We start from the raw sequence: 22,907 nt of genomic DNA on the forward strand, positions 1-22,907 counted from the left end.
CCCATGACGGCGGCCCACGGTCCAAAGCCGGAGTGAGGGCACACCGAGCCTAGGCGAGGTGCCGAGTGGTGGGGCAAGAGCCTTTTGGTTACTTTTGGGCTCCTTTCAAAAGTGACCCGCTGTAAGAGCGGAACCAATACAAGCCATCACCCAAAAACGGATATGCCCCCAAAAAGAAGCATCACCCATTAGCCAGCTCTTCCAGATGATCCATCAACTCCTGCGGCTTAAGCACCAACACATCACTGTCCACCGCATCCAGCACTACCTCCGCCGTATTCCCGATCAACGCCCCGGAAATCCCGGTGCGCGCCACCGTACCAATGATGGTCACCGCCGCCTGCCACTTATGCGCCGCGTGAGGAATCAACACATCCGCCGGCCCTTCCTCGATATGCAGATGAGTGTCGTCAATATCAAACTCCGCCTGGAACGCCTTGCACTGCTCACGATAGCGTGCCTCGATCGTCTCCTTGAGCTGAAACACCGGATCCGCCGCCGACAGCATCGGCGACGGATGCGCACTGATCACATGCAACTGCGCCTTCGCCAAACTCGCGATATCAAAACCATGATCAATGATCGAGTTATGCAGCGCCTGGTGCTCCGCATCAGAGTTCCCCACATCAATCGCCGCCAGAATCACCCCGCCAGCCCAAGGCCTGGACGTCTTCACCAACAGCACCGGAGTAGGGCAGTAACGCATCAACTTCCAGTCGGCCGGCGTCAACAGCGCCTTTTTCAGCGGGCTGTCAGCGAAATGCTGCTTGACCACCAACCCACACCCCTCTGCCTGCTGCACATCGATGATGGTTTCATGCAGGCTGTCATTCCACGCCTGTTCGGTGGTGACGCTGTAGCCATCCTCCTGCAAACCGGCCTTCAGCAGGCTCAACATCGCCGAATGCTCGTGCTTCTTGTCACACACCAACAAATGCAAATGTGCCCCGGTGACGCCGGCAATCAGCTTGGCGCGCTTGAGGGCCAGGCTTTCCGAATGCTCAGGCTCGATGACCACCAGGATGCTGCGTATGGCTTGCATGGTCGGGTTCTCCAAAAAAGGGTGGGCGTGGAACAACTATAGTTGCTGCCCGGCACACGTCATGTTGATGCACATCAAGCCCGGTAGCTGGCGGTCTGCGGCGCGGTCGGTATAATCGCCGGCCTTTTGTGAATCTTTGCCCGTGAGCCCGATGAACCTGCCAGAAATCCACGAATTCCTCGGTTGCCGCACCCCCGACGGCTGGGTCCAGGCCGCGTTGGCCGACCAGGAAACCCTGCTGATCGACCACAAGAACTGTGAGTTCAAGGCCGCCAGCACCGCCTTGAGCCTGATCGCCAAGTACCATTCCCACGTCGACCTGATCAACCTGATGTCACGCCTGGCCCGGGAAGAACTGGTGCACCATGAGCAAGTCATGCGCCTGATGAAGAAGCGCAAGATCGAGCTGCGCCAGCTGTCCGCCGGCCGCTACGCTTCGGGTTTGCGCAAGGTGGTGCGCAGCCATGAACCGGTCAAACTGGTGGATACCCTGGTGGTCGGCGCGTTTATCGAAGCCCGCAGTTGCGAGCGTTTCGAAGCACTGGTGCCGCATTTGGACGAAGAACTCGGCAAGTTCTATTTCGGCCTGCTGAAAAGCGAGGCCCGGCATTTCCAGGGTTACCTGAAACTGGCTTACCAGTACGGCGACGCCAAGGACATCGCCCAGGTCATCGACCGTGTACGCGCCGCCGAGCAGGAACTGATCGAGTCACCGGACGTCGAGTTCCGCTTTCACAGCGGCGTGCCAGCCTGACGCAACCGCTGCACCGAGCAACGCGGTGATCCCGGCCAGTATCAGGATCACCGTCTGCGTCCCCAGCGGCGCCGCCAGCAGTGCGATCAGCAACCCGGCCAGCGGCTGCGAGAGGTTGTTGAGCAAGGTCAGCACGCCCACCGTCTTGCCAAAGTCCCGGGCCGGGATTACCCGTTGTCGGACGCTGCGGATGTACACGTTGAACATCTTGTCGAAACCGGTCAGCAGCAGGAAACCCACGGCATAAGCCCACACATTCGGGCTGATGGCCGTGATCAACGCTCCCACGGCAATCATCGAATACGACAAACCGCCCAGCACCTTGAGCGGCAGGGAAGCGCGCGCCAGGAAAAACAGGATGGCGATGGTCACCAGCGCGCCGGCCGCCTGCAACCCGGCGTAGGTGTCCTTGCCGGCGGCGTATTGGCCAATGACCATCGCGGCGGAAGTGGCGAGGGTGACGCCGATGATCAGGTTCACACCCACCGCCAGGGCGATAATCCTTTTCAGCTCCGGCAGGTCGCGGATATGCCCGAAGGCAACGCGCAACGGTTGCAACCAGATGTCGTTGTGCTGCTCGAAAGTTTCAAGATTGACCGTGGTGTGGCGTTGCCAGATGCGCATCGCCAGGTCCGCCAGCAGGAACAGCCCGGCAACCCCCAGCACGACCCAGTGCCAGGCCCAGACGCCCAACATCAGCGCCGCCACCAGCGGGCCCAGCACCAGCCCGGTCTGGTCGGCAATCTGCGAGTAGGACAAGGTCTTGGCGTAGGTGTAATGCTTGAAGATATGCGGCAGCAGCACCTCCCGGGCCATGATGCCCTGGGTGGTCAACACGCCGCACAGCGCCGAAAGCATGACAATCCAGTAAATCCCGTCGAACATTCCATACAGCAGCACCGCCGCCACACACGCCAGCGCCCGGTACACCTGGCTGATATGCAGGACGCGCACGGCGGGATATTTGTCGCACAACGCCCCGCACACCGGGAACGACAGGTACCGCGGCAAGGATTCGACAAAAAACGCCAGGCCCGCCCAGGACACGCTGTTGGTGGTCTGGAACACGATCAGCGGCACGATGAACAACAGAATCTGGTCGGCCAGGCGTGACAGAAACAACGAAATGAAGAAAGCCAGGTAATCCTTGCGCATGGTGTGCTCGTGTCCGTGAGTCAAATCGTCGTCAGTAGCCGGAGCCGGATTTATCCGTGAGATTGTGGCGCTCGTCGCCCTTGAGCGGCGGGTTGAATACGCTGACCAGCACCAGGTCCTGCTCCTTTCCGCCTCTTAGATAATGGCAGTCGTGTTGGTCCAGCGCATAAATATCACCGGGGCGGATCGGGTAGACGTTACCGTCCATATCTTCGACTTCACCCTCACCGGCGATGCAGTAGCAAGCCTCCAGATGATTACGGTATTGCAGCAGTGACTCGGTGCCGGCACGCACGACGGTGTGGCAGACGGTATAACCCATCCCGTCCTTTTCCGTCAGCAACCGATGGCTGGTGCCAGCGCCCCATTCGACAAAGTGCGCGGTGTTTTCAATGTCTGATTTGTGACGAACGAACATGGTTTTCTCCCGCTATGTAGGTAGAGGGCCATGATTCTCTTGTGTTTGTGGTGTTGTCATCAGCGACACTTCCGAAAAGCGTGTGGGGCGCATCTGGCAGACGGTACCGAGTTAAAGACTGCGGTGAAACTGTTAAAAACTCTTAAAAGCATGAAGCTTCGTCGGCCAGTGATGGCCAGCTGCTTTAGTCTGCCGGCTTGCCACCTATAATGCGCACACTTCAATCCGCGCGTGCACTGGAAATTTATGGATAACTTGGGTCTCGGCAAGGTCTTGCTCGTGGAGGACGATGAGAAGCTGGCAGGGCTGATCGCCCATTTCCTGTCCCAGCATGGCTTCGAGGTGCTGGCCGTGCACCGCGGCGATCTGGCGCTGGCGGCGTTCCTGGAGTTCAAGCCGAAGATCGTCGTGCTCGACCTGATGCTGCCCGGCCAGAGCGGCCTGCATGTGTGCCGTGAAATTCGCAACGTGTCCGACACGCCCATCGTGATCCTCACCGCCAAGGAAGACGACCTCGACCACATCCTCGGCCTGGAGTCCGGCGCCGATGATTATGTGATCAAGCCGATCAAGCCGCCTGTGCTGCTGGCTCGCCTGCGCGCCCTGCAACGTCGCCAGGCGCCGGAACCCACGGTGCGCGGCGCCCTTGAGTTCGGCCGCCTGGCCATCGACCGCAGTTGCCGGGTGGTGAGCCTGGGCGGGGAGAAGATCGACCTGACCACCATGGAATTCGAACTGCTGTGGTTGCTGGCCAGCGCCGCCGGGAAAATCCTCTCCCGCGATGACATCCTCAACCGCATGCGCGGCATTGCCTTTGACGGGCTCAACCGCAGCGTCGACGTGTACATCAGCAAGCTGCGCGGCAAGCTCAATGACAACCCCCGGGAACCGGTGTGCATCAAGACCATCTGGGGCAAGGGCTACCTGTTCAATCCGTTCGCCTGGGAGGTCTAGATGTTAAGGCTGTTTCTGCGTCTGTATATCATCCTGGCCATTGGCTTGGCCGGGGCGATCTGGCTGGTGAACTACACCTTCGATGAGCTGTTGCCGGAAGCCAACGAAACCTACAACCGCGAAGCCCTGCGCGGCCCGGCGTATGGGCTGGTGGAACAATTGCGGCCGGTGACGGGGGAAGCCCGCGCAGCCCGCCTGGCCGAGTTGCAACCGCACTATGGGCTGCGCCTGGCGCTGGTGCAGCGGGACAGGCTGAAACTGACCGAGCGTGAGCAGCAGCTGCTGGCCAGTGGCGAGTTGGTGGTGCGTGGGGATTTCATGGAGTTCATCTCCAACATCGACGGCGGCCACCAACTGCTGGAAATCAAACTGCCGGAAGAGCCCAAGTGGCTGTACATGTGGGCCTATGGCTTCCTCGGCCTGTGCCTGGCGATTGTCCTGTACTTCTGGGTTCGGCCCCATTGGCGTGACCTGGAGCATATCCGCCTGGCCGCGCAACGTTTCGGTGACAACGATCTCGGCTCGCGCATCCTGCTGCCGCGCCGTTCTACCGTGCGCGAGTTGGCGGGGCACTTCAACCAGATGGCCGAGCGCATTGAAAGCCTGATCGCCAACCAGCGCGAGTTGACCAACGCCGTGTCCCACGAGCTGCGTACGCCGATTGCGCGGCTGTCGTTTGAGCTCGACCAGCTCAAGCAACAGGCCGATCCACGGGAGAGCCGCGCACTGATCGCCGACATGTATGCCGACCTCGGCGAGCTGGAAGAAATGGTCTCGGAACTGTTGACCTACGCCAGCCTGGAACGCGGCGCCACGCAGATCACCCGGGAAAGCATCGAGGCCCACAGCTGGCTCGACAGTGTGATCGGCAGCGTCGCCCTGGAGGCCGAGGCGGCAGGCGTGCAGTTGCTGCTGCGCACCTGTGAAGTCGATTACATCCGTATCGAGCCGCGCTTTATGGCACGGGCGGTGATCAACCTGTTGCGCAATGCAATTCGCTATGCCGACCGGCGCGTGGAAGTGTCGCTGGTGAAGTTTGGCACCGGCTATGAAGTACGGGTCAATGACGACGGGCCCGGTGTGCCGGTGGAAGGGCGAGGGAAGATTTTCGAGCCGTTCCTGCGCCTGGACGCCAGCCGTGACCGCCGCACCGGTGGCTTCGGCCTCGGCCTGGCGCTGGTGCGGCGGGTGTGCCAATGGCATGGCGGGCAGGTTGAAGTGCTGGATTCGGAGTGGGGCGGGGCATCGTTTCGGATGACCTGGGCGTATGCCGAGTAATCATCCAGGAGCCATGGAGATCAAATGTGGGAGCGGGCTTGCTCGCGAAGGCGGTGAATCAGTCGCCGGATACATTGACTGAAACACCGCCTTCGCGAGCAAGCCCGCTCCCACATTTTGATTGGGTTACCAACGTTAGAACGTGTACTCGACCATCCCCATCACCGACGTCTGCAACCGCCGCTCCACAATCGGGCTCTGGCCTGCCTTGTCCGCCAGGTACTGCACATCCAGCAGCGTCGAAAACTGTGTGTGCTCGCTGATCGGCAAGCTCCACACCAGATTCATCCCGTTGCTGATGTTGCCGCCGCTGGCCTTGTAGGCCTTGAAGCGACTCTGTGCGGCCTGGCCGGTGGTGACACCGTACCAGGTCTGCAGGTAGTTGCTGTCGCCAAAATGGCTGCTGAGGCTGGCATCCAGCGAACCGTAGTCGCCGTCGTACAGGTTGGTGCCCAGGCTCAGCTCCAGGTGGGTGAACGCCTTGCCGGAATCCTTGTGATCATCTTCCTCAAGCGCATGCTCCAGGGTTGCGCCGAGAATCACTCCGCCCAGGTTATAGCTGCCACTGACACCCACCTGGGGGCGAGTCTTGATCTCGCCCATGCCCTTGAGTTTCTTCGAGCCCGGGCGCCCGGTCTTGCTTTCGTCCTTGCGTGAGCCGCTGGCGCCGACGTAGGCGCTGAAGCTCGCACCGCCGCCGTCATAACCCCAGCCCAGGCCCTTGTCGGTGTCGAGGAAAATCCCCCACGGGCTGACGATGGCCGCCCCCAGCACCGGCGCGGTGACTCGCTCGTCGCTGCCGCTGTAGCGGGGCAGGTTGGCCACGCCGGCCTTGAGGGTGTATTCCCAGTCGTCGGCCAGCAGGGTGTCGGCGCTGGCCAGCAGGCACAGCGACGTCAGGGACAGGCACAGGTGTTTTGAACGCATGATGGTCTTCATGTGAGGTCAGAGACTCAAGGGGTTGTGGGGAGAATCGGTACGTTTGAAGTGGTAGCCGGAGGCGCTCAGGCCGTTGACCTGACGACTCACGGTGTCGCCCAGGCCATAGCCGTTGCCGGCCAGCACCGCGTGGGCGTTGTCCACGGGCAGCAGGATGTAGTCGGTCAGCGGCTCGTCGTGCAGTTGGCCGCGGATCACCAGGAAGCCGTTCTCCAGGCGCACGCTGATGCCGCTCAGGGGCGCGTCGGGCTCATGGGTGTTGAGCACTTGATAGGTACCGATGGTGTCGGCCCAGGCATTGCTCAGCGGGGTCGGTTCGATGCGTTCGCCCACCGGGACGCGTTGGCCGTGGCTGCGGGCGGTGAGCATCTGGCGCCCTTGCACCGTTACCACATCCAGCTGCACACGGCCCAGTTCGCCGAGGTCCTTGAGCCAGAAGCCAAGGAATTTCTGTTGTGCCCGCAGCCAGCCCTGGCCGTCGCGCAGCAGTTCGAAACGGGTGTCGGCCAACTCGCCATACAGCTGGCCGTTTTCGTCCTTGATACGGAAGACACCCCAGGCCGTGGCGTAGAAACCCGCCAGGCGCCTGCGGTCGATCGCGGCGGGCACCTGGCGGATTTTCAGGCCATGGGCGGGCGCCTGGCAGTTGTCGGCACACACCGGGTCGCCGGTCTGGGCCTGGAGCATCAGGCGCAGGGTGTCGGTGGTCAGGGACACCACCATCTCTTCGGCGTTGCTGTCGTTGGCCATCACGATCACGGCCAGTTGCTGGTCCGGCAGCATCGTCAGTTGCGCCGCGAAATCATCCCCGCCACCGCTGTGCTGGAAGGTGCGAATGCCGGGGCCCACCGGCTCATCGCCGCAAGGGGCGAGAAACCACCCCAGGCCCATCTGGCAGTCGAAGTCCAGAGCGTTGCCGGTGTTTTGCTGGGTGAACATCTCGTCAATCGACTGGCTGCCCAGTACCTGTCTGTCTTTATAGAGGCCCCGGGCGAAGAGCATGCGCACGTAGTGGCTGAGGTCCTTGGGGCTGCTCCACAAGCCACCGGCCGCGAGGTCGCGCACCTGGGCGTCGGCGCTGACGGTGCCGTCTGCATAACCCCGGGCGCGAAAGCCCGGTTGCGCGCCGGTGCCGACGAAGCTCGACTGGTTCATCTCCAGGGGCTTGAGCAGGCTGCTTTGCAGTCGGGTTTCGAAATCCTGCCGACTGCTGCGTTCGATGGCGGCGCCGACCAGGGCGTAGCCGAGGTTGGAATAGGCCACCTGGGTCCCCGGTGGCGTGCTCAGCCAAACCCCTGAAATACGCATCGGCATCTGGCCCATGGCGAAGGTGTTGCGCACGTCCCGCAGGTGTTCGCTGGGCAGGCCGGACTGGTGGCTGAGCAGGCGGCGCAGGGTGATGTCGCGGTCGGCGGCAGCCTGGTCGGAATGAAAGCGCGAGCGTACGTAGAACTCCCGCAGCGTGTCCTGGATCGGGGCGTCGAGGGCCAGGCGCTGTTGCTCCACCAGTTGCAGGGCGGCGGTGGCGGTCAGCAGTTTGGAGAGGGCGCCGGCGCGGAACGCGGTGTTGGGGGTGACGGGTTTGCCCAGGGCCTTGTCGGCCAGGCCAAAGCCCTGGGCCCAGATCAGTTCCTGGCCGTTGACCAGGGCGATGGACAGGCCGGGTATGTTTTGCCTGGCCATTTCGCTGGGAATGCGTTTTTGCAGGTAGCGGATGATTGCGCTGTAGTCGCCCTTGGGAATGGGCGGCGGGGCCGGCGGCTGGCCGTGGCAGCCGAGGCTGCCCAGCAGGCAACCCAGCAGCGGAATACTGCGCAATGTGCGAAACATGATGAGCACCCGAGGGGTGGTTTGGATGCTCGAATGCTAGGGGCGGGCCGTCGATGAGTCTTTGTGAGCTTTGTCGGGAAACTGTCAAAGACTGTTAATCGGCTGCCGCGCCAGGCCGGTTTATTTCAACGCCGGATCTCCTGGGTTGAGCTTCTTCCACGACTGCATCACCACCTGCGCCTTGGGCTCTTTTCCGTTTTCCAGGTAGTACTGGATCAACGACAGCCGCGCATTGCGGTTATACGGCTGCAATGCCAGCAGCTTTTCCAGCTGTTCACAGGCCTGCTCCACGTGCCCGCTGTCATGCAGCGCCACCGCCAGTACATAGTTGTACTGCGGATTTGCGGGCTCCAGTCGCGCCGCTTCACGCAGGTGCGGCATGGCTTTGGCCGAATTCCCGGCGCGAATCAGCATCAACCCCTGGGTGTGCTGCAACAGTCCCGCCTCGGGGTGCTGCTTGAGGTTGTCCGCCACCAGCGTCCGTGCCTCCTCGGCACGACCGTTGGCCTCCAGCCATTGCGCCAGGGTCACCAGCGCCGGGAAGAAATCCGGGTCCCGCAGCAACGCGGTGCGCAGCTGCGCTTCTACCTTGTCGCCGCGACCGCTGGCCTGGTACAGCATCGCCAGGTTGAGATTGGCTTCGGCCCGCTCCAGCAAGCTCGACTGTACATTTTCGTATTCGGCGATCGCCTTGTCCCAGTCCGGCCCAAGGCCCTGGCCCGAGGCGCTCAGCAGGTCACGGGCGGCAATGATCCGCACCGCCAGCACCGGGTCCCGCAGCAACGGCCCATACAACGCTACCCGCTCAGGCGGCGGAAGGAATGCACTGATCGCCCGCACCGCGCTCTCACGTACTTGCGGCGCCGGGTTGCCAAGGTCCCTGGTCGCCAGTTTCAACGCCTGTTCACTCGGGTAGTTCGGCAGTTCAGCCAGCAGCGTCGCGCGCTGGATTGCCGGCAGGTTGTTGCGTGCCAACTGGTCATACAGCGCTTGCGCCGCGCCTGGCTGGCCACCACGGATCAGCAGCATACTTTCGGCGTAACGCGGTGCATGCTCGGGCTCGCTGGCACTCCAGAGCTTGAACTGTTCGCTGACCTTATCCCCGGGCCGGGGAATGCTGAAACTGTGGTCGTGCCGGAAGTCATTGCCCATGTAGAACTTCCCGGGCATGTGGCAATCGACGCAGAACGAACCGGGCTCGCCGGCCGCGTGGCGGGTGTGTTCGGGGGAGTCGTAGTTCTTGGCCTGCAACCCGCGACCATCCACCGTGGCCACGGCGGTTTTGCCCGCAGTGTTGTGGCATTGCAGGCACAGGCCATTGCCCGGTGCTTTCAGTTCGGCGCTGTGGGGGTTGTGGCAGTCACTGCAGCGCACGCCCTTGTCGGCCATTTTGCTTTGGGCGAACGAGCCGTGTTCGAACACTTCATCCTTGATCTTGCCGTCCAGCGCATACAGCTCGCGGGTCAGCACGCTGGGCAGGTAATCGTCCATCAGGCGTTTGCCGACGGTATAGCCGTCCCCCAGTGGCGCGCGGCGGGCGTGGCAGCGGGCGCAGGTTTCGATCTCGACGGTGGCGTCCTTGTCTTTCAAGTCCACGGCAAAGCCCGCGTGCAGCAGATCGCCTTTTTTCGCCGCCCACTCCACATGGTTCGACGCCGGGCCATGGCACGCCTGGCAGCCGACGCCCAGGCTGTTCCACTGGCTGTCGAAGCTGTTTTTGACGGCATCGAAATTGCGCTTGTAGCCGGTGGTGTGGCACTCCACGCACATGAAGTTGGCGTTCTGGCTGGGCTTGCTCCAATGCAGCGGGTTCTTGAAGTTCACGCCCTGGCCGGGGTAGAGGTGAAACCAGCGGTTCTTTTGCGTATCCCACGCCACGCCCAGGGCCTGCAAGCGCCCCTCGCCAACCTCGATCAAATACTGCTGCAATGGCGCGATGCCGAAGGTATAGGCGACCTTGAAATCCGCCGCCTTGCCGTCGGCGCCGGGCGTGTTGACCCAGAACTCATCGCCCCGGCGCGAGAACCGGGTGGTCTCACCCTCGCTGCTGAAGGACACATCGTTGAAGTCGGCCAGTACCGTCTCGGCGGTGGCGACCTGCATCGCCAACTGGTGGTGCGAGCCTTGCCAGTCCTTGACCTGTGCCTGGTGACAACCCTGGCACTGCTGCTCATCGACCATTTTTGCAGGCGGCAGAACGGCCACCGGCTTGACCACGGGGGCAGGCGCCGCCACCGGCAGCCGAGGCGTGCTGGCCTGGAGGAAAAACCAGATTCCGGCCATGGCCAACAGCAGCAGGGCGATCAGTACGGGATACAGGTAACGACTGGGGGAATCACGGCGAGGTACGGCTTTATTGTCAGGCTTGGGCATTACGACTTCCGATGTCCGATGCATTGACGCTCTGGTGGCGCGCTTAAGCTCTGTGCAGCTTTGACGTTGGGCGCTTGCCTGTCAAATAGTCGCTGTGAAATACCCCACAACCTGTGTTGTCTGCCGGGTTATTTTCCCAGAGTTGGCTATACCTACAGCTCAACGTTCCTTCGATGACAGCCAGGGAGTTCGACGATGAAGCTAGGACTAATGATCGGCACGGTGTGCATTGCCTCGATCGGGGTGATGGGGTGTTCCAGCAAGGTGACGCAGCCGGACGAGTATTCCGGGTTTCTCTCCGACTACAGCAACCTGAAGGAAGCCAAGTCCCCCTCAGGCGCTGACGTGATGCGCTGGGTGGACCCCAACCTGAACCTGAGCCGTTATACCGGCGTGTATATCGAGCCCACCCAGTTCTACCCCAAGCCACAAGCCACCACCAGGATTCCTGAAAGCACCTTGCAGGGCATCAACACCTACTACAACCAGGCGCTGAAGCGCGAGCTGGAAAAGTCCCTGCCACTGGCCAACGGGCCTGGCCCGGGCGTGATTGTCGTACGGGCGGCCATCACGGCCGTCAGCAGCAAGACCGAAAGCCTCAAGCCGTATGAGTACATTCCTGTCGCGCTGGTGGCCGCTGCGGTCAGCACCGGTACCGGGATTCGTGACCAGGAAACCACCCTGGGCACCGAGGCCCAGTTCCTCGATGGCGACAGCGGCAAGGTAATCGCCCAGGTCGTGCGTAAAGGCACCGGCAAGCCGTTGTCGAACGACTCCCAGGTGATGAAGGCCGATGACGTGAAAAGCGTGATCGACGGTTGGGCGTCGGACCTGCACCAGTCGTATCTGAAGCTGAAACGCTGATGTGTCAGGCCCGGGGTTCGCGCCCCGGGCCGCATGAGCCCCCGATTACTGGCCGATGAACCAGCGGTAATAAGGGTTGGCGCTGTCTTGTTGCAACACCGCCTGGATATCCCGGCCCCAGGCGGTGCGATCGCCGTCATAGGCATGCAGGCTGGCGCGATAGAACTGCATCAGGCGCTGCTGTTCGCCGGCCAGGGTACGGGTGAACGCCGGGTCCGCATTCAGCAATGGCGCAGGCACCCGCAGATCCAGCAGCGCCGGGAGCACCCGGGCGATCTCTTTGCTGCGTACCCACGGTGCGTATTCGATACGCGGCTGGTCATCGGTGACCGGCAGCGCAGTGCCCGCAAAACGCTCCAGGCCCTGGCGATCGGTGACCCAGGTGGCGAGCAGGGTTGCCGCGGAATCTATGCCTACATCACTCAGGGCGCTGCTGACGGTCGGTTGCTCAAAGCGCTGGCGAATCCGCGTGGCGTCCAGTTCGATGGGCTCCATGGAGCCCACCAGCAGCATTTCGTGGAATTCGCTGGTCCACAGCGTCGCGTACGGAAACACGTCGAGGAAGCTGCGCACCAGGGACTGTGAATCCTCGATGTTTTGCGTCGGCAGGGGCAGCCATTGGGCCAGCAGGCCGTTTTTCTCCAGGCGCCGGGCAGCCAATTGGTAGAAGTCGCGGGAATACAGGTTGACCACGCCAGCCGCCGACGGTGGCGGTGGTTCGAGGGTGATCAGGTCGTACGCCTGCGGGTTGCGCAGCAGTTCCTGGCGACCGTCCCGCAGACGCACGTCCACTCCCGGATCACTGGCAGCGTTGAAATTGCCCTTGAACAGCGGCGCCGCCTGGATCACCGATGGCAGCAACTCGGCGACTACCCGGTGCTCGAGCCCGGGATAACGCAGCAAGGCCCCGGCGGTAATCCCGGTGCCAAAGCCGATCACCAGCGCCGAGCGGGGCTCGCCGTTATGGATCAGCAGCGGCAGCAGTGCCTGGATCCGCATATAGCGCAGGGACGGCATGGCGTCGCCGGTGTTGGACACGCCCTGGATGTACAGGCGCTGAAAGCTGCGGGCGCCCTGGCCCTGGGTGACCACGGCGACGGTGGCGCCGCGACCTTCCTGGTAAAACGCCAGGCTCGCATTGCGTGCCCCGGGCAGCAGCTTGGCCAAGCGATCCACGGGCGTCAGTAAAGCTAAGGCCAGAGACAGCAAACCGAGAGCGACTACCGCCTGGCGCCGGCCTTTTTTCACCCCGTGGCCACGGCGCACGGCCATATAGCCCACGGCACCCGCGATCACCGCGAGCAAGCCCAGGGTACGCACCAGCCCAAGCCAGGGAATCAGCACAAAACCGCACAACATCACCCCGACAATCCCGCCGAGGGTATTGAATGCCACCACCGCGCCCACATCCCGGCCCACGTGCTCGCTGCCCACGCTCAAGCGCAGGGCCAGGGGAAAGGCTGCGCCAAGCAACAGGGTTGGCACAAACACGATGCACAGCGCGGCCACCGCAAAGCGTGCGCTCATGCCCGGCAGTTCGGCGCCGCCCAGGCTCAGCACCAGGGCTTCGGCCTGGGTTTGCAGCAGCACCAGCCAGCGGCCCAGCAGGGCGATCTCCAGCAAGGCCACCAACCCGGCACCGGCGATCAGCAGGCCGAAGATGCCCCATGGGTCGCGGACCCGCTCGACCCGCCGCGCCATCAACTGGCTGCCGATAAACAGCCCGGCCAGATACGTGGCGAGTACCACGGCAAACGCATAGGTGCGGGTGCTCATGAACTGCACGATGGACTGCGACCACACCACCTCGTAACCCAGGGCCACGCCACCGGCGACGGCGTACAGCACCAGGGCCAGGCGCGCCGGTTGCGCGCTGCGGGTGTGGCTGGTCGGCGCAGGCGTGTGATGCCGCACATACAACAGCGCGCCGACGGCGGCCAGCAGGTTGAGCATCGCGGCCACCAGGGCACTGCCGCGCACGCCGAACGTGACGATCAGCACGAAGGCGCTGAGCAAGGTGCCGGCAATTGCCCCGGCGGTGTTGGCCGCGTACAAGCGGCCACCGGCCTGGCCCAGGGCCTTGGGGTCGATGTCCAGCGAGCGCACCAGCACCGGCAAGGTGCCGCCCATCAGCAGGGCCGGGATGCCCACCAGCACAAATGGCAGGACCCAGGCCAGCAGGCCGACCTGTTGTTCCAGCCAGGCAAACGGGCTGGCGGCCATGCTCAGGGCCACGGTGGCAGCCAAGCCGAGCACGGCGACGAGAATTTCGAGGATTGCGTACAGCAGCAGCGGGCGTGACAGGCGATCGGCCCAGCGTCCGAACAGCAAGCCACCCAATGCCAGCCCGGCAAAAAACGCGCTGATGCCGGTGGTGATGGCGTACACCTCCACCCCCACGACCAGCGACAGTTGCTTGATCCACAGCACCTGGTACACGAGGGCAGCCATGCCGGAGATGAACAGCAGCAAGGCGGGAATCAGGGTGGTTGAGGTGTGAGCCAGTGCGGCAGGTTTGCTGGCGGTGCGTGACGACATTGCAGATAGCCTTATGGAAATACCGATCAAAGTGTGGCGAGGGAGCTTGCTCCCGCTGGGGTGCGAAGCGCCCCCAAAGCCAGACACCGCGACTTACCTGAAAAACCGCGCTGTCTGGATGGGGGCTGCTGTGCAGCCCAGCGGGAGCAAGCTCCCTCGCCACGGGTTGGGCGCCGCCCATAAGCGCGGCGCCGACGGCTATTGCCCCGGGTTAGCCTTCATTTTTTCCGCAATCTTCTTGTCCACGGCTTCGCGGATCTGGTCGATGCTGAAGCTGGCCGGTTTCTGGCTCGGCGGGTACTCGATGAACGTCTCGAGGAACTTCGCCGATTTGGTCACCGCCACCGCACCCAGGTAGATGTTTTTGGTGCTCCAGTCGTAGTACTGGTCAGACACCACATCCGCGCGCTCATACGGGTCCATCCTCAGGTTGAAGATTTTCGGCACCCGCAGTTGCACGAACGGCTCGCTCCACACCCGGAAACCGCCCGGCTGGCGCTGTTCGGCAAACACCACCTTCCAGTTGTCGAACCGCACTGCCACCAGTGCACCGTCATCGTTGAAATAGAAGAACTCGTTACGCGCGCCTTTGGGTTGCTGGCCGGTCAGGTAGGGCAGTTGGTTGTAGCCGTCCAGGTGCACCTTGAAGTTGGTACCGCCCGCCGTCGGAGCCCAGCCCTTGAGCAGTTTGTCCTTGACGTCCGCATCGCCTGCGGCGGCCAGCAGGGTAGGGAACCAGTCCATGCCCGAGACCATTTCGTTGGAAACTTCACCAGGCTTGATCTTGCCCGGCCAGCGGATGATCGCCGGCACCCGGTAGGCGCCTTCCCAGTTGGAGTCTTTCTCGTTGCGGAACGGCGTGGTTGCCGCATCCGGCCACGAGAACTGGTTCGGCCCGTTGTCGGTGGTGTAGACCACAATGGTGTTGTCGGCGATCTTCAGGTCGTCGAGGGTTTGCAGGAGTTTGCCCACATCGCCGTCATGCTCCAGCATGCCGTCGGCGTACTCGTTGCCGGGCATGCCGCTCTGGCCCTTCATCGAGTCACGCACGTGGGTGAACACGTGCATGCGCGTGGTGTTCATCCACACGAAGAACGGCTTGTGGGCTTCGGCCTGTTTCTTGATGAACGCCTGGGCGGCGGCCGTGGTTTCGTCGTCGATGGTCTCCATGCGTTTGGTGGTCAGGGCGCCGGTGTCTTCGATCTTGCCGTCGGCAAAACTGTGGATCACCCCGCGCGGGGTGTTGGCCTTGACGAAGTCGGCATCGTCCTTGGGCCAGTACGGGCGCTCTGGCTCTTCTTCGGCGTTGAGGTGGTACAGGTTGCCGAAGAACTCATCGAAACCGTGGTTGGTGGGCAGGTATTCATCCCGGTCGCCCAAGTGGTTCTTGCCGAATTGCCCGGTGGAGTAGCCCAGCCCCTTGAGCGCCTGGGCAATGGTGATATCGCGTTTTTGCAGGCCCACCGGCGCACCGGGAATGCCCACCTTGGACAAGCCAGTGCGCAACGGCGTCTGGCCTGTGATAAAGGATGAGCGCCCGGCGGTGCAGCTGTTCTCCGCGTAGTAGTCGGTGAACAGCATGCCTTCCTTGGCGATGCGGTCGATATTCGGGGTTTTGTAACCCACTACGCCCATGGAATAGGCGCTGATGTTGGTTTGCCCAATGTCATCGCCGAATATCACCAGGATATTCGGCTTGTCGGCGGCCCAGGCTGATGCCGAGACCCCCATCACCGATACCGCCACCAGGGCGAGTTTCGGCAGCCACTTGCGTAGGCGAGTCATATGACTTGCTCCTTTCTCGGCTTGAGTCGCATTGCCTGCGACCAACGTTTATTACAGTCCTTCGCGACGTCTTTGCTTATTGCACCTGCTGTTGCACAGCCGGCTCGAACGGGTAGATGCGCTTCCACTCGGTTGCCATGTCCACCACGGTCCAGCCTTTTGTCCTGGCTTCATCCAGCGCCTTGTCCAGGCGCCCGATGTGAGAGTTGCGGTCATAGGCCCACTCGCGCGTGGCGTCGGTGTGGTGCACCAGGCCCATGAAGCGTTTGCCCTGGCCGGCGGCTGTCCACTGGAGCATTTGCAGGTCGCCGTCGGAGTTGCCGAAGGCCAGGATCGGCCGGCGGCCAATGATCGAGTCGATGCTTTCCGGCTTGCCCGGGCCGTCATCGTTGTGGGCGAGCTTGGCGGTGCGCAGGACCTGCGGGGCGCCATCCTTGATCTGGAACGCGGTGACGAAGTTGGAGCCGATCACCTGTTCCGGCGGCACGCCGTAGACCACTTCGGCGAAGGCACGCATGAAGGCAGTATCCCCGCCGGAAACGATGTAGGTCTTGAATTGCTGGCTGCGCAGGTAGTCGAGCATCTCCAGCATCGGCTGGTAGATCATCTCGGTGTAGGGTTTGCCGGTTTTCGGGTGACGGGCCTGGGCGAGCCAGGTCTTGGCGTTGTCGATAAAGGCGTCGGTGGTGATCCCGGTATGGGTCGCGCCGATGATTTTCAGCAGGCCTTCCATGCCGCTTTGGGCCAGGGCCTGGTGATCGTTGTCGAGCACGGCCTTGAATGGCTGGGTGGTTTTCCACTCGGGATGCCGGGGGGCCAGGCGCTTGATTTCGTCGAAGGCAAACAGTACTTCGAAGTAGGCCGGCTGTTCGGTCCACAGGGTGCCGTCGTTATCGAATACGGCGATGCGTTCGGCGGGTTTTACATAGTCCATGGAGCCTTCGGTGGTCACGGCCTGGACGAATTCGATGATGTGTTGTTTGTTCGCGCCTTCGCTCCACGAGGGCAGCGGATCGGCCGCCAGCGCAGGCAGGCTTGTCAGCAGCAGAAGGGGCAAGACGCAACGCAGGGACGTCATGGGAAATCCTTTTCGCGACGGGGGTTCAGTGGTAGCAAGCGTAGTCGACGAAAGCGCCAGCGCAACGCCTCGCAGCCACGTCGCCACAGGGGTGGGAATCGTGGCCATAGGCCATGCACGAGGTACGCGGCCAGTACCAGCACCACCAGGGCAGCGCTCCAGGCCATGCCGTGCCGTGACAGTTGCCAGCTGTGCTGGCCGAGTTGCTTGAGGTCCTCGGCGATGGAAAACGTCGGGGTGTAGGCACTTGCGGCTTGCGCCTCGATGCTGATCTCGGGCACCCGCGTGAGTTGCAGGCGATGGTTGCGGCTGTCCCACCATTTCACGCTGATCGCCGGCAGTTGGTAGTGACCGGGCTGTTCGACGCGGTACACCTGCCGGTCGATGCGTTGGCCGCCGGTGATGTTGCCGCGGCCATCATCCAGGTTGCCGATGACCGGCGACTGCGGGTAGCGACGCAAGCCTTTTACCTGGGCCTGGTCAGGTGGCGGCAGTGACAGGCCGGGGGTGTTGTCGGCTTGCAGGGTGAGGGTGCGGGTGAGGGTGTCGCCGACCTTGAGCGGTGTAGTGGTGACCGCCTGGGTCAGGCGCAAACCATCGGCCACCAGCACAGTTTCCCCGGGTTCGAACCCCGGCGGCTGGGTCGCCTGGAATGACAGCGCCGCCGTTTGCGCATTCAACGGTGCGCTGGCCTGGCCGGGCTGGGCCTGCACCGTCAGGGCCGGGATGTTAAACGTCTGGGCCACGGACGGGGTGATGCGGTAGCGGTAGCGCATGCCGTAGAAGGTCTTGCCCTCGAGCACCTGGTTGACGTGTTCGGATTCACTGTCCGGCGCCTGCACCCGCGCGCCGGGCAACTGCAGCGGCGGCAGGCTGGCGGCGGCGGTGAACCAGGTGTCGGTCAATACATCGACCTGCAATTGCACTTGTTCGCCCACCACCACGTTGTTGCCAGGCACCAGTTGCGCCTGCACCTTCAATTGCGGTTCGGCCGCCCACAACGGAGCGGCGACCAGCAGCAACAGCCAGCAGAGCCGGTTCATGGCTGGGCTCCCTGGTCCTGCAGGCTGAACTTGCGCCGCAGGAAGTTCGCCGGGGAAGTTGTCAGGTTCTGCAGCCACAGCGCGTCGTTGCTCGCCTGTTCGGTCTGGATAGCCTTGCTCTTGCCCTTGCCGGCGGCCTTGTCGAACTTGACCGCATCAGGCTTGACCTCGGGGGCGTTGTCCGAGGCGTTCTCGGTGTCTTTCTTCAGGGCCAACGCCAGCGCCAGGTTGGCGCTGGCTTCGGGGAACTGCGGTTGCTGCTGCAAGGCTTGCTGGTAGGCGGTGATCGCGTCGTCGAACTTGAAGCGGCGCACGTGGATATTGCCCCGGTAGAACGCGGCCTGTGCGGTGTCGAGTTGGGCGAAGGTCGCCAGGGCCAGGTCGTAGTCGGCGGCATTGTAGGCGGCGACGCCCTTCCAGTAGGGGTCGACAAACAGCGCGGCAGCGGCGGGGTAGTGATGGTGTTCGAAGGCCCAGCGGCCTTGCTGGTCGCGGGTGAAGAACGCGTCGGTCAGGGCATTGGCCTCGGCGGGCGCAGGTTGCAGGAACGCCCCCAGCACCAGCACCGCCAGCCAGTTCAGGCTCCAGCCCCGGCGCACGCTGAACAACGCCAACAGCAGCAGCGGCCAGCACAGCCAGTAGCCAGCATCTTTCCATTGCAGGTTGCGCTGTTGTTCATCGGCGTTCTGGAAGTGCTGCTGGGCATGCAGTTCTACCCAGTCGAGGTCGTCATCGTTGAGGGTCAGGCTGCCCAGGGGCGCGTCGGTGGCCGCGGCCAGTTGCTTCAAGGCGTCGGCATCGAAGTTCACGCCGACCGCCAATACCAGCACCTGCAACGGGCTGTCCGCGAGGTGTTGTTTGAGCTGCGGCAGCTGCGCGAGGTCGGCGCCGTCGGTGATCAGCAACAGGCTGCCGGGGGCGTTTTCCGCCGCGAGCAAACGCTTGGACTGGTCGATCACTCCGGCCACATCCCGTCCGGGCTTGCTGATCAGGTCGGTGGCCAGGGCCTGGATAAAACTGTCGAGCAATGCCGGGTCGTCCGTCGGCGGCAATACCAGATGCGCGCTTCCGGCATACACCATCAACGCAGTACGCGCGCCCTGGCGGCGCTGCACCAGGTCCTGCAACTTGTGCTGGGCAGCTTGCAGCCGGGTAGGCGGCACGTCGGCGGTGTCCATCGACGGTGACAGGTCCAGGGCGATGATCAGCGGCGCGCGGTTTTCCAGGAAGTCGGGGCGGTCCTGTTCCCAGGTGGGGCCGGCACTGGCCAGTGCGCCGAAAATCAGCAGCGCGCTGACCAGATGCACCGGCCGCAGGCGATGGCGATCGGTCGGCGTCAACAGCAAATGTGGCAACAGGTGCGGCGCGATATTGCCCCGCAAGCGTCGTTGCAGGTCCTTGCTGCGGCGCCACAGCAGCGGCAGCAACAGGCCGAACAACGCCAGCAGCAGCCAGCCCGGGCGCAGGAAGTGGAAGTCACTGAGGTTGAACGCCATCGCGGACCTCCCGATGGCGCAGTCCCAGATGCGGCCACAAAGCGGCGATCAGGTGATACAGCGCCAGCACGGCGATGGCTGCCGCGAGTGGGATCCAGAACAGATCACGCTTGGGCTGGTGGCTCAGGGTGTTCACCTGATGCGGGGTGATCTGGTCGAGGGTGGCGTAGACCTGGTCCAGGGTGTCGCGGTTTTCGGCGCGCAAATAGCGCCCGCCGGTGGCCTCGGCAATCTGTTGCAGGGCGCTCAGGTTGACCTTGGATTCGCCCGAGGCGCCCGGGTCGCCAATGCCGATGGTGTGAATCACCACGCCCTTGGCCGCCGCCATCGAGGCCGCGTGATCGGGCGGGATCGCGCTGCTGGTTTCGTTGCCGTCGGTGAGCAGGATCAGCACCTTCTCTTGCTCATGGGCCTGGTCCAGCAGTTTCAGGCTCAGGCCGATGGCATCGCCAATCGCGGTATTGGGCCCGGCCATGCCGATGCCGCTGTCATCCAGCAGCAGCGACAGGCTGGCGTGATCGAGGGTCAACGGCGCCTGGGGATAGGCACCGCTGCCAAACAGGATCAGGCCGATACGGTCGTCCTTGCGGCGCTGGATAAAGCCCTGCACCACCTGTTTGACGGCGGCCAGGCGGTTGATCTTCTGGCCATTGGCGTCGGTGAAGTCCTGGGTTTCCATGGACTGCGAGATGTCGATGGCCAGCATCAGGTCACGCACCGGCTGTTGGCGTTCGATGGGTTTTTCGATCCACACCGGGCGGGCAATGGCCAACACCAGCAGCGCCCACACCAGCAGGTTGAGCAGCAATTGCAGGCGATTGCTGCGGATGCCGCTGGCGGCGGGCGTCTGGCCTACGGCCCGGCTGAGGCTGGCAAAAAACGGCACACGCACGGCGCTGCGGGCTTCGCGGTATTCCGGCAGGTAACGGTAGGCCAGCCACGGCAACGGCAGCAGGAGCAACAGCCAGGGGTAATCAAGCTGCCACATGGTGATGCTCCACCCAGGCTTTGCACCGGGCCAACAACTGTTCACGTTGCGCGCTGGACATATCGGCTGCCCCATACGCCAGGCTCGCCAGTTGAAGGCTGAAATCCTCCGGCAGCGGCGTACCGCCATGGCGCAGCAGGAACGCCTGCCAGTCGGCCCCGCTCAAGGTTGGCACGCGCTGGTGTTCTTCGGGCGCAAGGGGCATCGACAGGGCCACGCGCTTGAGCAGTTCCGGCAGTTCGCGCAGGTCTTCGATCACCTTGAGGCGCGCCAGGGCTTCGCGGCGATAGGCATTGCGGCGCCAGCGCAACCAGGCGCGGACGCCCAGCACCAGCAGGGCAATCGCCAGCAAACAGAGCAGCACCCACCAGCCCCAGGTCTGCGGCCAGTAGCTGACCGGCGCCGGCAGGCCCAGCTCCTTGAGTTGTTCGATGCTCGGCACATTGGCGTTCATCGCCGCGCTCCATTGCGCCGGCCCAGCTCATCGCGCAGTTGGTCAACAGCAGGCAGCGCCGTGCTGATCATCAACAGCGGCACCTGGCTGCGGCGCAGCAGGCTGGCGACGTCTCTTAGGCGTCCGCCAAGAAAGTCCCCCAGGGGTTGGCGCACCTGGCGTTTCTGTACGGCGAGTTCCACCTGCAACTGGCCCTGGGTGACCATCAGGTGCCCGCTATCCGGCACGTTCAACGCCAGCGGGTCATAGACTTGCAGGGCGATCACATCGTTGTGGGCCGACAGCTGCCGCATCAATTGCAGAGTGCGGTCACCGGCCCCGGCGAAGTCGCTGACGATGCAGATCAGGTGGTCATGCCCGGCCAGCGCCAGGCACCGTTGCAGCACCTTGTCGAGTTGGCCGTCGGCTTCATGGTCCGGGTTGCCGGCGCTCAACGCGGCGTTCTGTTGGACGATGCGGCTGCACAAGGCTTCGACGCGCTTGCGGCTGCGCAACGGCGTCACACTGTCGATGTGCTCATCGTTGAACACCAGCCCGCCCACCCGGTCGCCGGCGTTGAACACCATCCATGCCGCCAGCGCGCCCAATTCGGCGGCGACGGCCGATTTGAAGCTGCGCACCGAACCGAAGAACATCGACATGCGCTGGTCGACCACGATGAGCGCTGGGCGGTCGCGCTCCTCGGTAAAGGTGCGGATCACCGGTTTGCCGGTACGCAGGGAGGCGCGCCAGTCCAGGTGACGCAGATCATCGCCGGGCTGGTAGCGACGCAGTTCATCGAAGTTCAAGCCGCGCCCGCGCAGCCGCGAGGCATGGTTGCCGGCGAGGATGCTGCCCTGGGGCTGGCGCGCGACGAAACTCAGGCCACGGGTCTGGAACTGCAGGGCCATCAACTGCCCCAGGGACACGTAGACCAGGCCGTCGGCGTTCATGCCGGGATCGCCACTTTATCCAGCAGGCGGTCCAGCACCTGGTCGGCCGTGACGCCATCGGCCACCGCGTCGTAGCTCAATTGCAGGCGGTGACGCAGCACCGGGTGCGCCACCGTGCGCACGTTGTCCGGGGTGACGAAGGCCTGGCCTTGCAGCCAGGCGTCGGCACGGGCGGCGCGGTCCAGGCCAATGCCGCCACGGGGGCTGGCGCCGAGGCTGATCCAGCGCGCCAGGTCGGCGTCGTAGTCGGCGGGATGGCGGGTGGCGTTGACCAGGTCGATCAAGTAGCGGTCGATGGCGGGGGACACCTGGATCGCGCTGACCTCCTTGCGGGCAGCGAAGATCACTTCGGGGGCGAGGGTGAAGCCCCGGGTCGCCGCTGTGGCGGCATGCTGTTCTTCTTCACGCAGCAGGCGCAGCACCTGACTTTCGTTGTCGGCGCTGGGGTAATCCAGCAGGACTTTCATCAGGAACCGGTCCATCTGCGCTTCCGGCAATGGGTAGGTGCCTTCCTGTTCGATGGGGTTTTGGGTGGCGACCACGATAAACAGCTCGGGCAGCGGATGGCTGGCGCCGGCTACGGTGATCTGGCGTTCTTCCATGGCTTCGAGCAAGGCCGCCTGGACCTTGGCCGGGGCGCGGTTGATTTCATCGGCGAGGATCAGGTTGCCGAACAACGGGCCTGGCTGGAAACGGATCTGGTTCTGGCCATCCACCTGGTGCAGCACCTCGGCGCCGGTGATGTCCGAGGGCAGCAGGTCGGGGGTGAACTGGATGCGACTCATCTTCGCATCCAGGTGCCGGGCCAGGGCCTTGACCGTGCGGGTCTTGGCCAGCCCCGGCAGGCTCTCCAGCAGCAGGTGACCATTGGCCAGCAGACCGATGAGGATCTGCCGGATGACCTGGTCCTGACCCAGCACGCTTTCGCCGATGCTGGCTTGCAGGGCGGTTAAATCGTTGAGCGTCGTCATCACAATCATCCTTGA

General features: G+C 63.4%; 19 protein-coding genes. 4 read left to right on the top strand and 15 right to left on the bottom strand.

The window, feature by feature from the left end; translation table 11 throughout:
- Window positions 1-181 precede the first annotated feature (181 nt).
- A complete protein-coding gene (locus tag HX811_RS30895) occupies window positions 182-1,042 on the bottom strand; it encodes a universal stress protein (protein ID WP_010171159.1) in 861 nt (286 codons plus the stop codon).
- A 151-nt stretch (window positions 1,043-1,193) separates the two neighbouring features.
- Between HX811_RS30895 and HX811_RS30900 the strand changes: the two genes are divergently transcribed.
- Entirely contained in the window at window positions 1,194-1,796 is a 603-nt protein-coding gene (locus tag HX811_RS30900; protein ID WP_008431008.1) for a tRNA-(ms[2]io[6]A)-hydroxylase, read from the top strand.
- Here HX811_RS30900 and HX811_RS30905 read toward each other — a convergent pair.
- The gene (locus HX811_RS30905; RefSeq protein WP_177048696.1) at window positions 1,752-2,951 is read right to left on the bottom strand and encodes an MFS transporter; all 1,200 of its coding nucleotides are present in this window, start codon (window positions 2,949-2,951) and stop codon (window positions 1,752-1,754) included. The two genes, HX811_RS30900 and HX811_RS30905, sit on opposite strands and share 45 nt — an antisense overlap.
- A gap of 31 nt (window positions 2,952-2,982) precedes the next feature.
- Window positions 2,983-3,369, bottom strand: a complete 387-nt coding sequence (locus HX811_RS30910) for an ectoine synthase (protein WP_003217559.1) — start codon at window positions 3,367-3,369, stop codon at window positions 2,983-2,985.
- 246 nt (window positions 3,370-3,615) lie between these two features.
- On the opposite strand from HX811_RS30910, the gene HX811_RS30915 reads away from it, so the two are divergent.
- The gene (locus tag HX811_RS30915) at window positions 3,616-4,323 is read left to right on the top strand and encodes a winged helix-turn-helix domain-containing protein (RefSeq protein ID WP_003217561.1); all 708 of its coding nucleotides are present in this window, start codon (window positions 3,616-3,618) and stop codon (window positions 4,321-4,323) included.
- Window positions 4,324-5,601, top strand: a complete 1,278-nt coding sequence (locus HX811_RS30920) for an ATP-binding protein (RefSeq protein ID WP_177048698.1) — start codon at window positions 4,324-4,326, stop codon at window positions 5,599-5,601.
- Between the two features lie 135 nt (window positions 5,602-5,736).
- On the opposite strand, the gene HX811_RS30925 is transcribed toward HX811_RS30920, so the two are convergent.
- The 3 genes from HX811_RS30925 to HX811_RS30935 all read right to left on the bottom strand — a co-directional run bounded on the left by HX811_RS30925 (window position 5,737) and on the right by HX811_RS30935 (window position 10,743).
- Entirely contained in the window at window positions 5,737-6,540 is an 804-nt protein-coding gene (locus HX811_RS30925) for a MipA/OmpV family protein (protein ID WP_003217565.1), read from the bottom strand.
- A gap of 6 nt (window positions 6,541-6,546) precedes the next feature.
- Entirely contained in the window at window positions 6,547-8,370 is a 1,824-nt protein-coding gene (locus tag HX811_RS30930; protein ID WP_177048701.1) for a serine hydrolase, read from the bottom strand.
- Window positions 8,371-8,490: 120 nt separating this feature from the next.
- Window positions 8,491-10,743, bottom strand: coding sequence for a tetratricopeptide repeat protein (locus HX811_RS30935; protein WP_177048703.1), 2,253 nt, complete (start codon window positions 10,741-10,743; stop codon window positions 8,491-8,493).
- 195 nt (window positions 10,744-10,938) lie between these two features.
- Between HX811_RS30935 and HX811_RS30940 the strand changes: the two genes are divergently transcribed.
- The gene (locus HX811_RS30940) at window positions 10,939-11,607 is read left to right on the top strand and encodes a DUF3313 domain-containing protein (protein ID WP_177042132.1); all 669 of its coding nucleotides are present in this window, start codon (window positions 10,939-10,941) and stop codon (window positions 11,605-11,607) included.
- A 45-nt stretch (window positions 11,608-11,652) separates the two neighbouring features.
- On the opposite strand, the gene HX811_RS30945 is transcribed toward HX811_RS30940, so the two are convergent.
- From HX811_RS30945 to HX811_RS30985, 9 genes are all read right to left on the bottom strand, one after another.
- Window positions 11,653-14,145, bottom strand: coding sequence for a fused MFS/spermidine synthase (locus HX811_RS30945; RefSeq protein ID WP_177048705.1), 2,493 nt, complete (start codon window positions 14,143-14,145; stop codon window positions 11,653-11,655).
- Between the two features lie 198 nt (window positions 14,146-14,343).
- Window positions 14,344-15,930, bottom strand: coding sequence for an arylsulfatase (locus HX811_RS30950; RefSeq protein WP_177048707.1), 1,587 nt, complete (start codon window positions 15,928-15,930; stop codon window positions 14,344-14,346).
- Window positions 15,931-16,006: 76 nt separating this feature from the next.
- On the bottom strand, window positions 16,007-17,008 hold the full coding sequence (locus HX811_RS30955) for an HAD family phosphatase (RefSeq protein ID WP_177048710.1): 1,002 nt from the start codon (window positions 17,006-17,008) through the stop codon (window positions 16,007-16,009).
- On the bottom strand, window positions 17,005-18,051 hold the full coding sequence (locus HX811_RS30960; protein ID WP_177048711.1) for a BatD family protein: 1,047 nt from the start codon (window positions 18,049-18,051) through the stop codon (window positions 17,005-17,007). Before HX811_RS30960 ends, HX811_RS30955 begins: the two co-directional genes overlap by 4 nt.
- Window positions 18,048-19,547 (bottom strand): VWA domain-containing protein, encoded by a 1,500-nt coding sequence (locus HX811_RS30965; protein ID WP_177048714.1) that lies wholly within the window; start codon window positions 19,545-19,547, stop codon window positions 18,048-18,050. The genes HX811_RS30960 and HX811_RS30965 overlap by 4 nt, the downstream gene beginning before the upstream one ends.
- The gene (locus HX811_RS30970) at window positions 19,528-20,535 is read right to left on the bottom strand and encodes a VWA domain-containing protein (protein ID WP_177048715.1); all 1,008 of its coding nucleotides are present in this window, start codon (window positions 20,533-20,535) and stop codon (window positions 19,528-19,530) included. The genes HX811_RS30965 and HX811_RS30970 overlap by 20 nt, the downstream gene beginning before the upstream one ends.
- Window positions 20,522-20,989, bottom strand: a complete 468-nt coding sequence (locus HX811_RS30975) for a DUF4381 domain-containing protein (protein WP_177048717.1) — start codon at window positions 20,987-20,989, stop codon at window positions 20,522-20,524. The genes HX811_RS30970 and HX811_RS30975 overlap by 14 nt, the downstream gene beginning before the upstream one ends.
- Window positions 20,986-21,921, bottom strand: coding sequence for a DUF58 domain-containing protein (locus tag HX811_RS30980; RefSeq protein WP_177048719.1), 936 nt, complete (start codon window positions 21,919-21,921; stop codon window positions 20,986-20,988). Before HX811_RS30980 ends, HX811_RS30975 begins: the two co-directional genes overlap by 4 nt.
- A complete protein-coding gene (locus HX811_RS30985) occupies window positions 21,918-22,892 on the bottom strand; it encodes a MoxR family ATPase (protein WP_177048721.1) in 975 nt (324 codons plus the stop codon). Before HX811_RS30985 ends, HX811_RS30980 begins: the two co-directional genes overlap by 4 nt.
- Between the last annotated feature and the right edge of the window lie 15 nt (window positions 22,893-22,907).

This window comes from Pseudomonas sp. F8002, assembly GCF_013385495.1.
Taxonomy (GTDB): domain Bacteria; phylum Pseudomonadota; class Gammaproteobacteria; order Pseudomonadales; family Pseudomonadaceae; genus Aquipseudomonas.

Bases quoted from the DNA above. Each gene is read 5' to 3' on its own strand.
- HX811_RS30905 (WP_177048696.1), bottom strand. From the start codon at position 2,951: ATGCGCAAGGATTACCTGGCTTTCTTCATTTCGTTGTTTCTGTCACGC.
- HX811_RS30900 (WP_008431008.1), top strand. From the start codon at position 1,194: ATGAACCTGCCAGAAATCCACGAATTCCTCGGTTGCCGCACCCCCGAC.
- HX811_RS30915 (WP_003217561.1), top strand. From the start codon at position 3,616: ATGGATAACTTGGGTCTCGGCAAGGTCTTGCTCGTGGAGGACGATGAG.
- HX811_RS30980 (WP_177048719.1), bottom strand. From the start codon at position 21,921: ATGAACGCCGACGGCCTGGTCTACGTGTCCCTGGGGCAGTTGATGGCC.
- HX811_RS30985 (WP_177048721.1), bottom strand. From the start codon at position 22,892: ATGACGACGCTCAACGATTTAACCGCCCTGCAAGCCAGCATCGGCGAA.
- HX811_RS30975 (WP_177048717.1), bottom strand. From the start codon at position 20,989: ATGAACGCCAATGTGCCGAGCATCGAACAACTCAAGGAGCTGGGCCTG.
- HX811_RS30910 (WP_003217559.1), bottom strand. From the start codon at position 3,369: ATGTTCGTTCGTCACAAATCAGACATTGAAAACACCGCGCACTTTGTC.
- HX811_RS30930 (WP_177048701.1), bottom strand. From the start codon at position 8,370: ATGTTTCGCACATTGCGCAGTATTCCGCTGCTGGGTTGCCTGCTGGGC.
- HX811_RS30940 (WP_177042132.1), top strand. From the start codon at position 10,939: ATGAAGCTAGGACTAATGATCGGCACGGTGTGCATTGCCTCGATCGGG.
- HX811_RS30950 (WP_177048707.1), bottom strand. From the start codon at position 15,930: ATGACTCGCCTACGCAAGTGGCTGCCGAAACTCGCCCTGGTGGCGGTA.
- HX811_RS30925 (WP_003217565.1), bottom strand. From the start codon at position 6,540: ATGAAGACCATCATGCGTTCAAAACACCTGTGCCTGTCCCTGACGTCG.
- HX811_RS30965 (WP_177048714.1), bottom strand. From the start codon at position 19,547: ATGGCGTTCAACCTCAGTGACTTCCACTTCCTGCGCCCGGGCTGGCTG.
- HX811_RS30955 (WP_177048710.1), bottom strand. From the start codon at position 17,008: ATGACGTCCCTGCGTTGCGTCTTGCCCCTTCTGCTGCTGACAAGCCTG.
- HX811_RS30920 (WP_177048698.1), top strand. From the start codon at position 4,324: ATGTTAAGGCTGTTTCTGCGTCTGTATATCATCCTGGCCATTGGCTTG.
- HX811_RS30945 (WP_177048705.1), bottom strand. From the start codon at position 14,145: ATGTCGTCACGCACCGCCAGCAAACCTGCCGCACTGGCTCACACCTCA.
- HX811_RS30935 (WP_177048703.1), bottom strand. From the start codon at position 10,743: ATGCCCAAGCCTGACAATAAAGCCGTACCTCGCCGTGATTCCCCCAGT.
- HX811_RS30960 (WP_177048711.1), bottom strand. From the start codon at position 18,051: ATGAACCGGCTCTGCTGGCTGTTGCTGCTGGTCGCCGCTCCGTTGTGG.
- HX811_RS30970 (WP_177048715.1), bottom strand. From the start codon at position 20,535: ATGTGGCAGCTTGATTACCCCTGGCTGTTGCTCCTGCTGCCGTTGCCG.
- HX811_RS30895 (WP_010171159.1), bottom strand. From the start codon at position 1,042: ATGCAAGCCATACGCAGCATCCTGGTGGTCATCGAGCCTGAGCATTCG.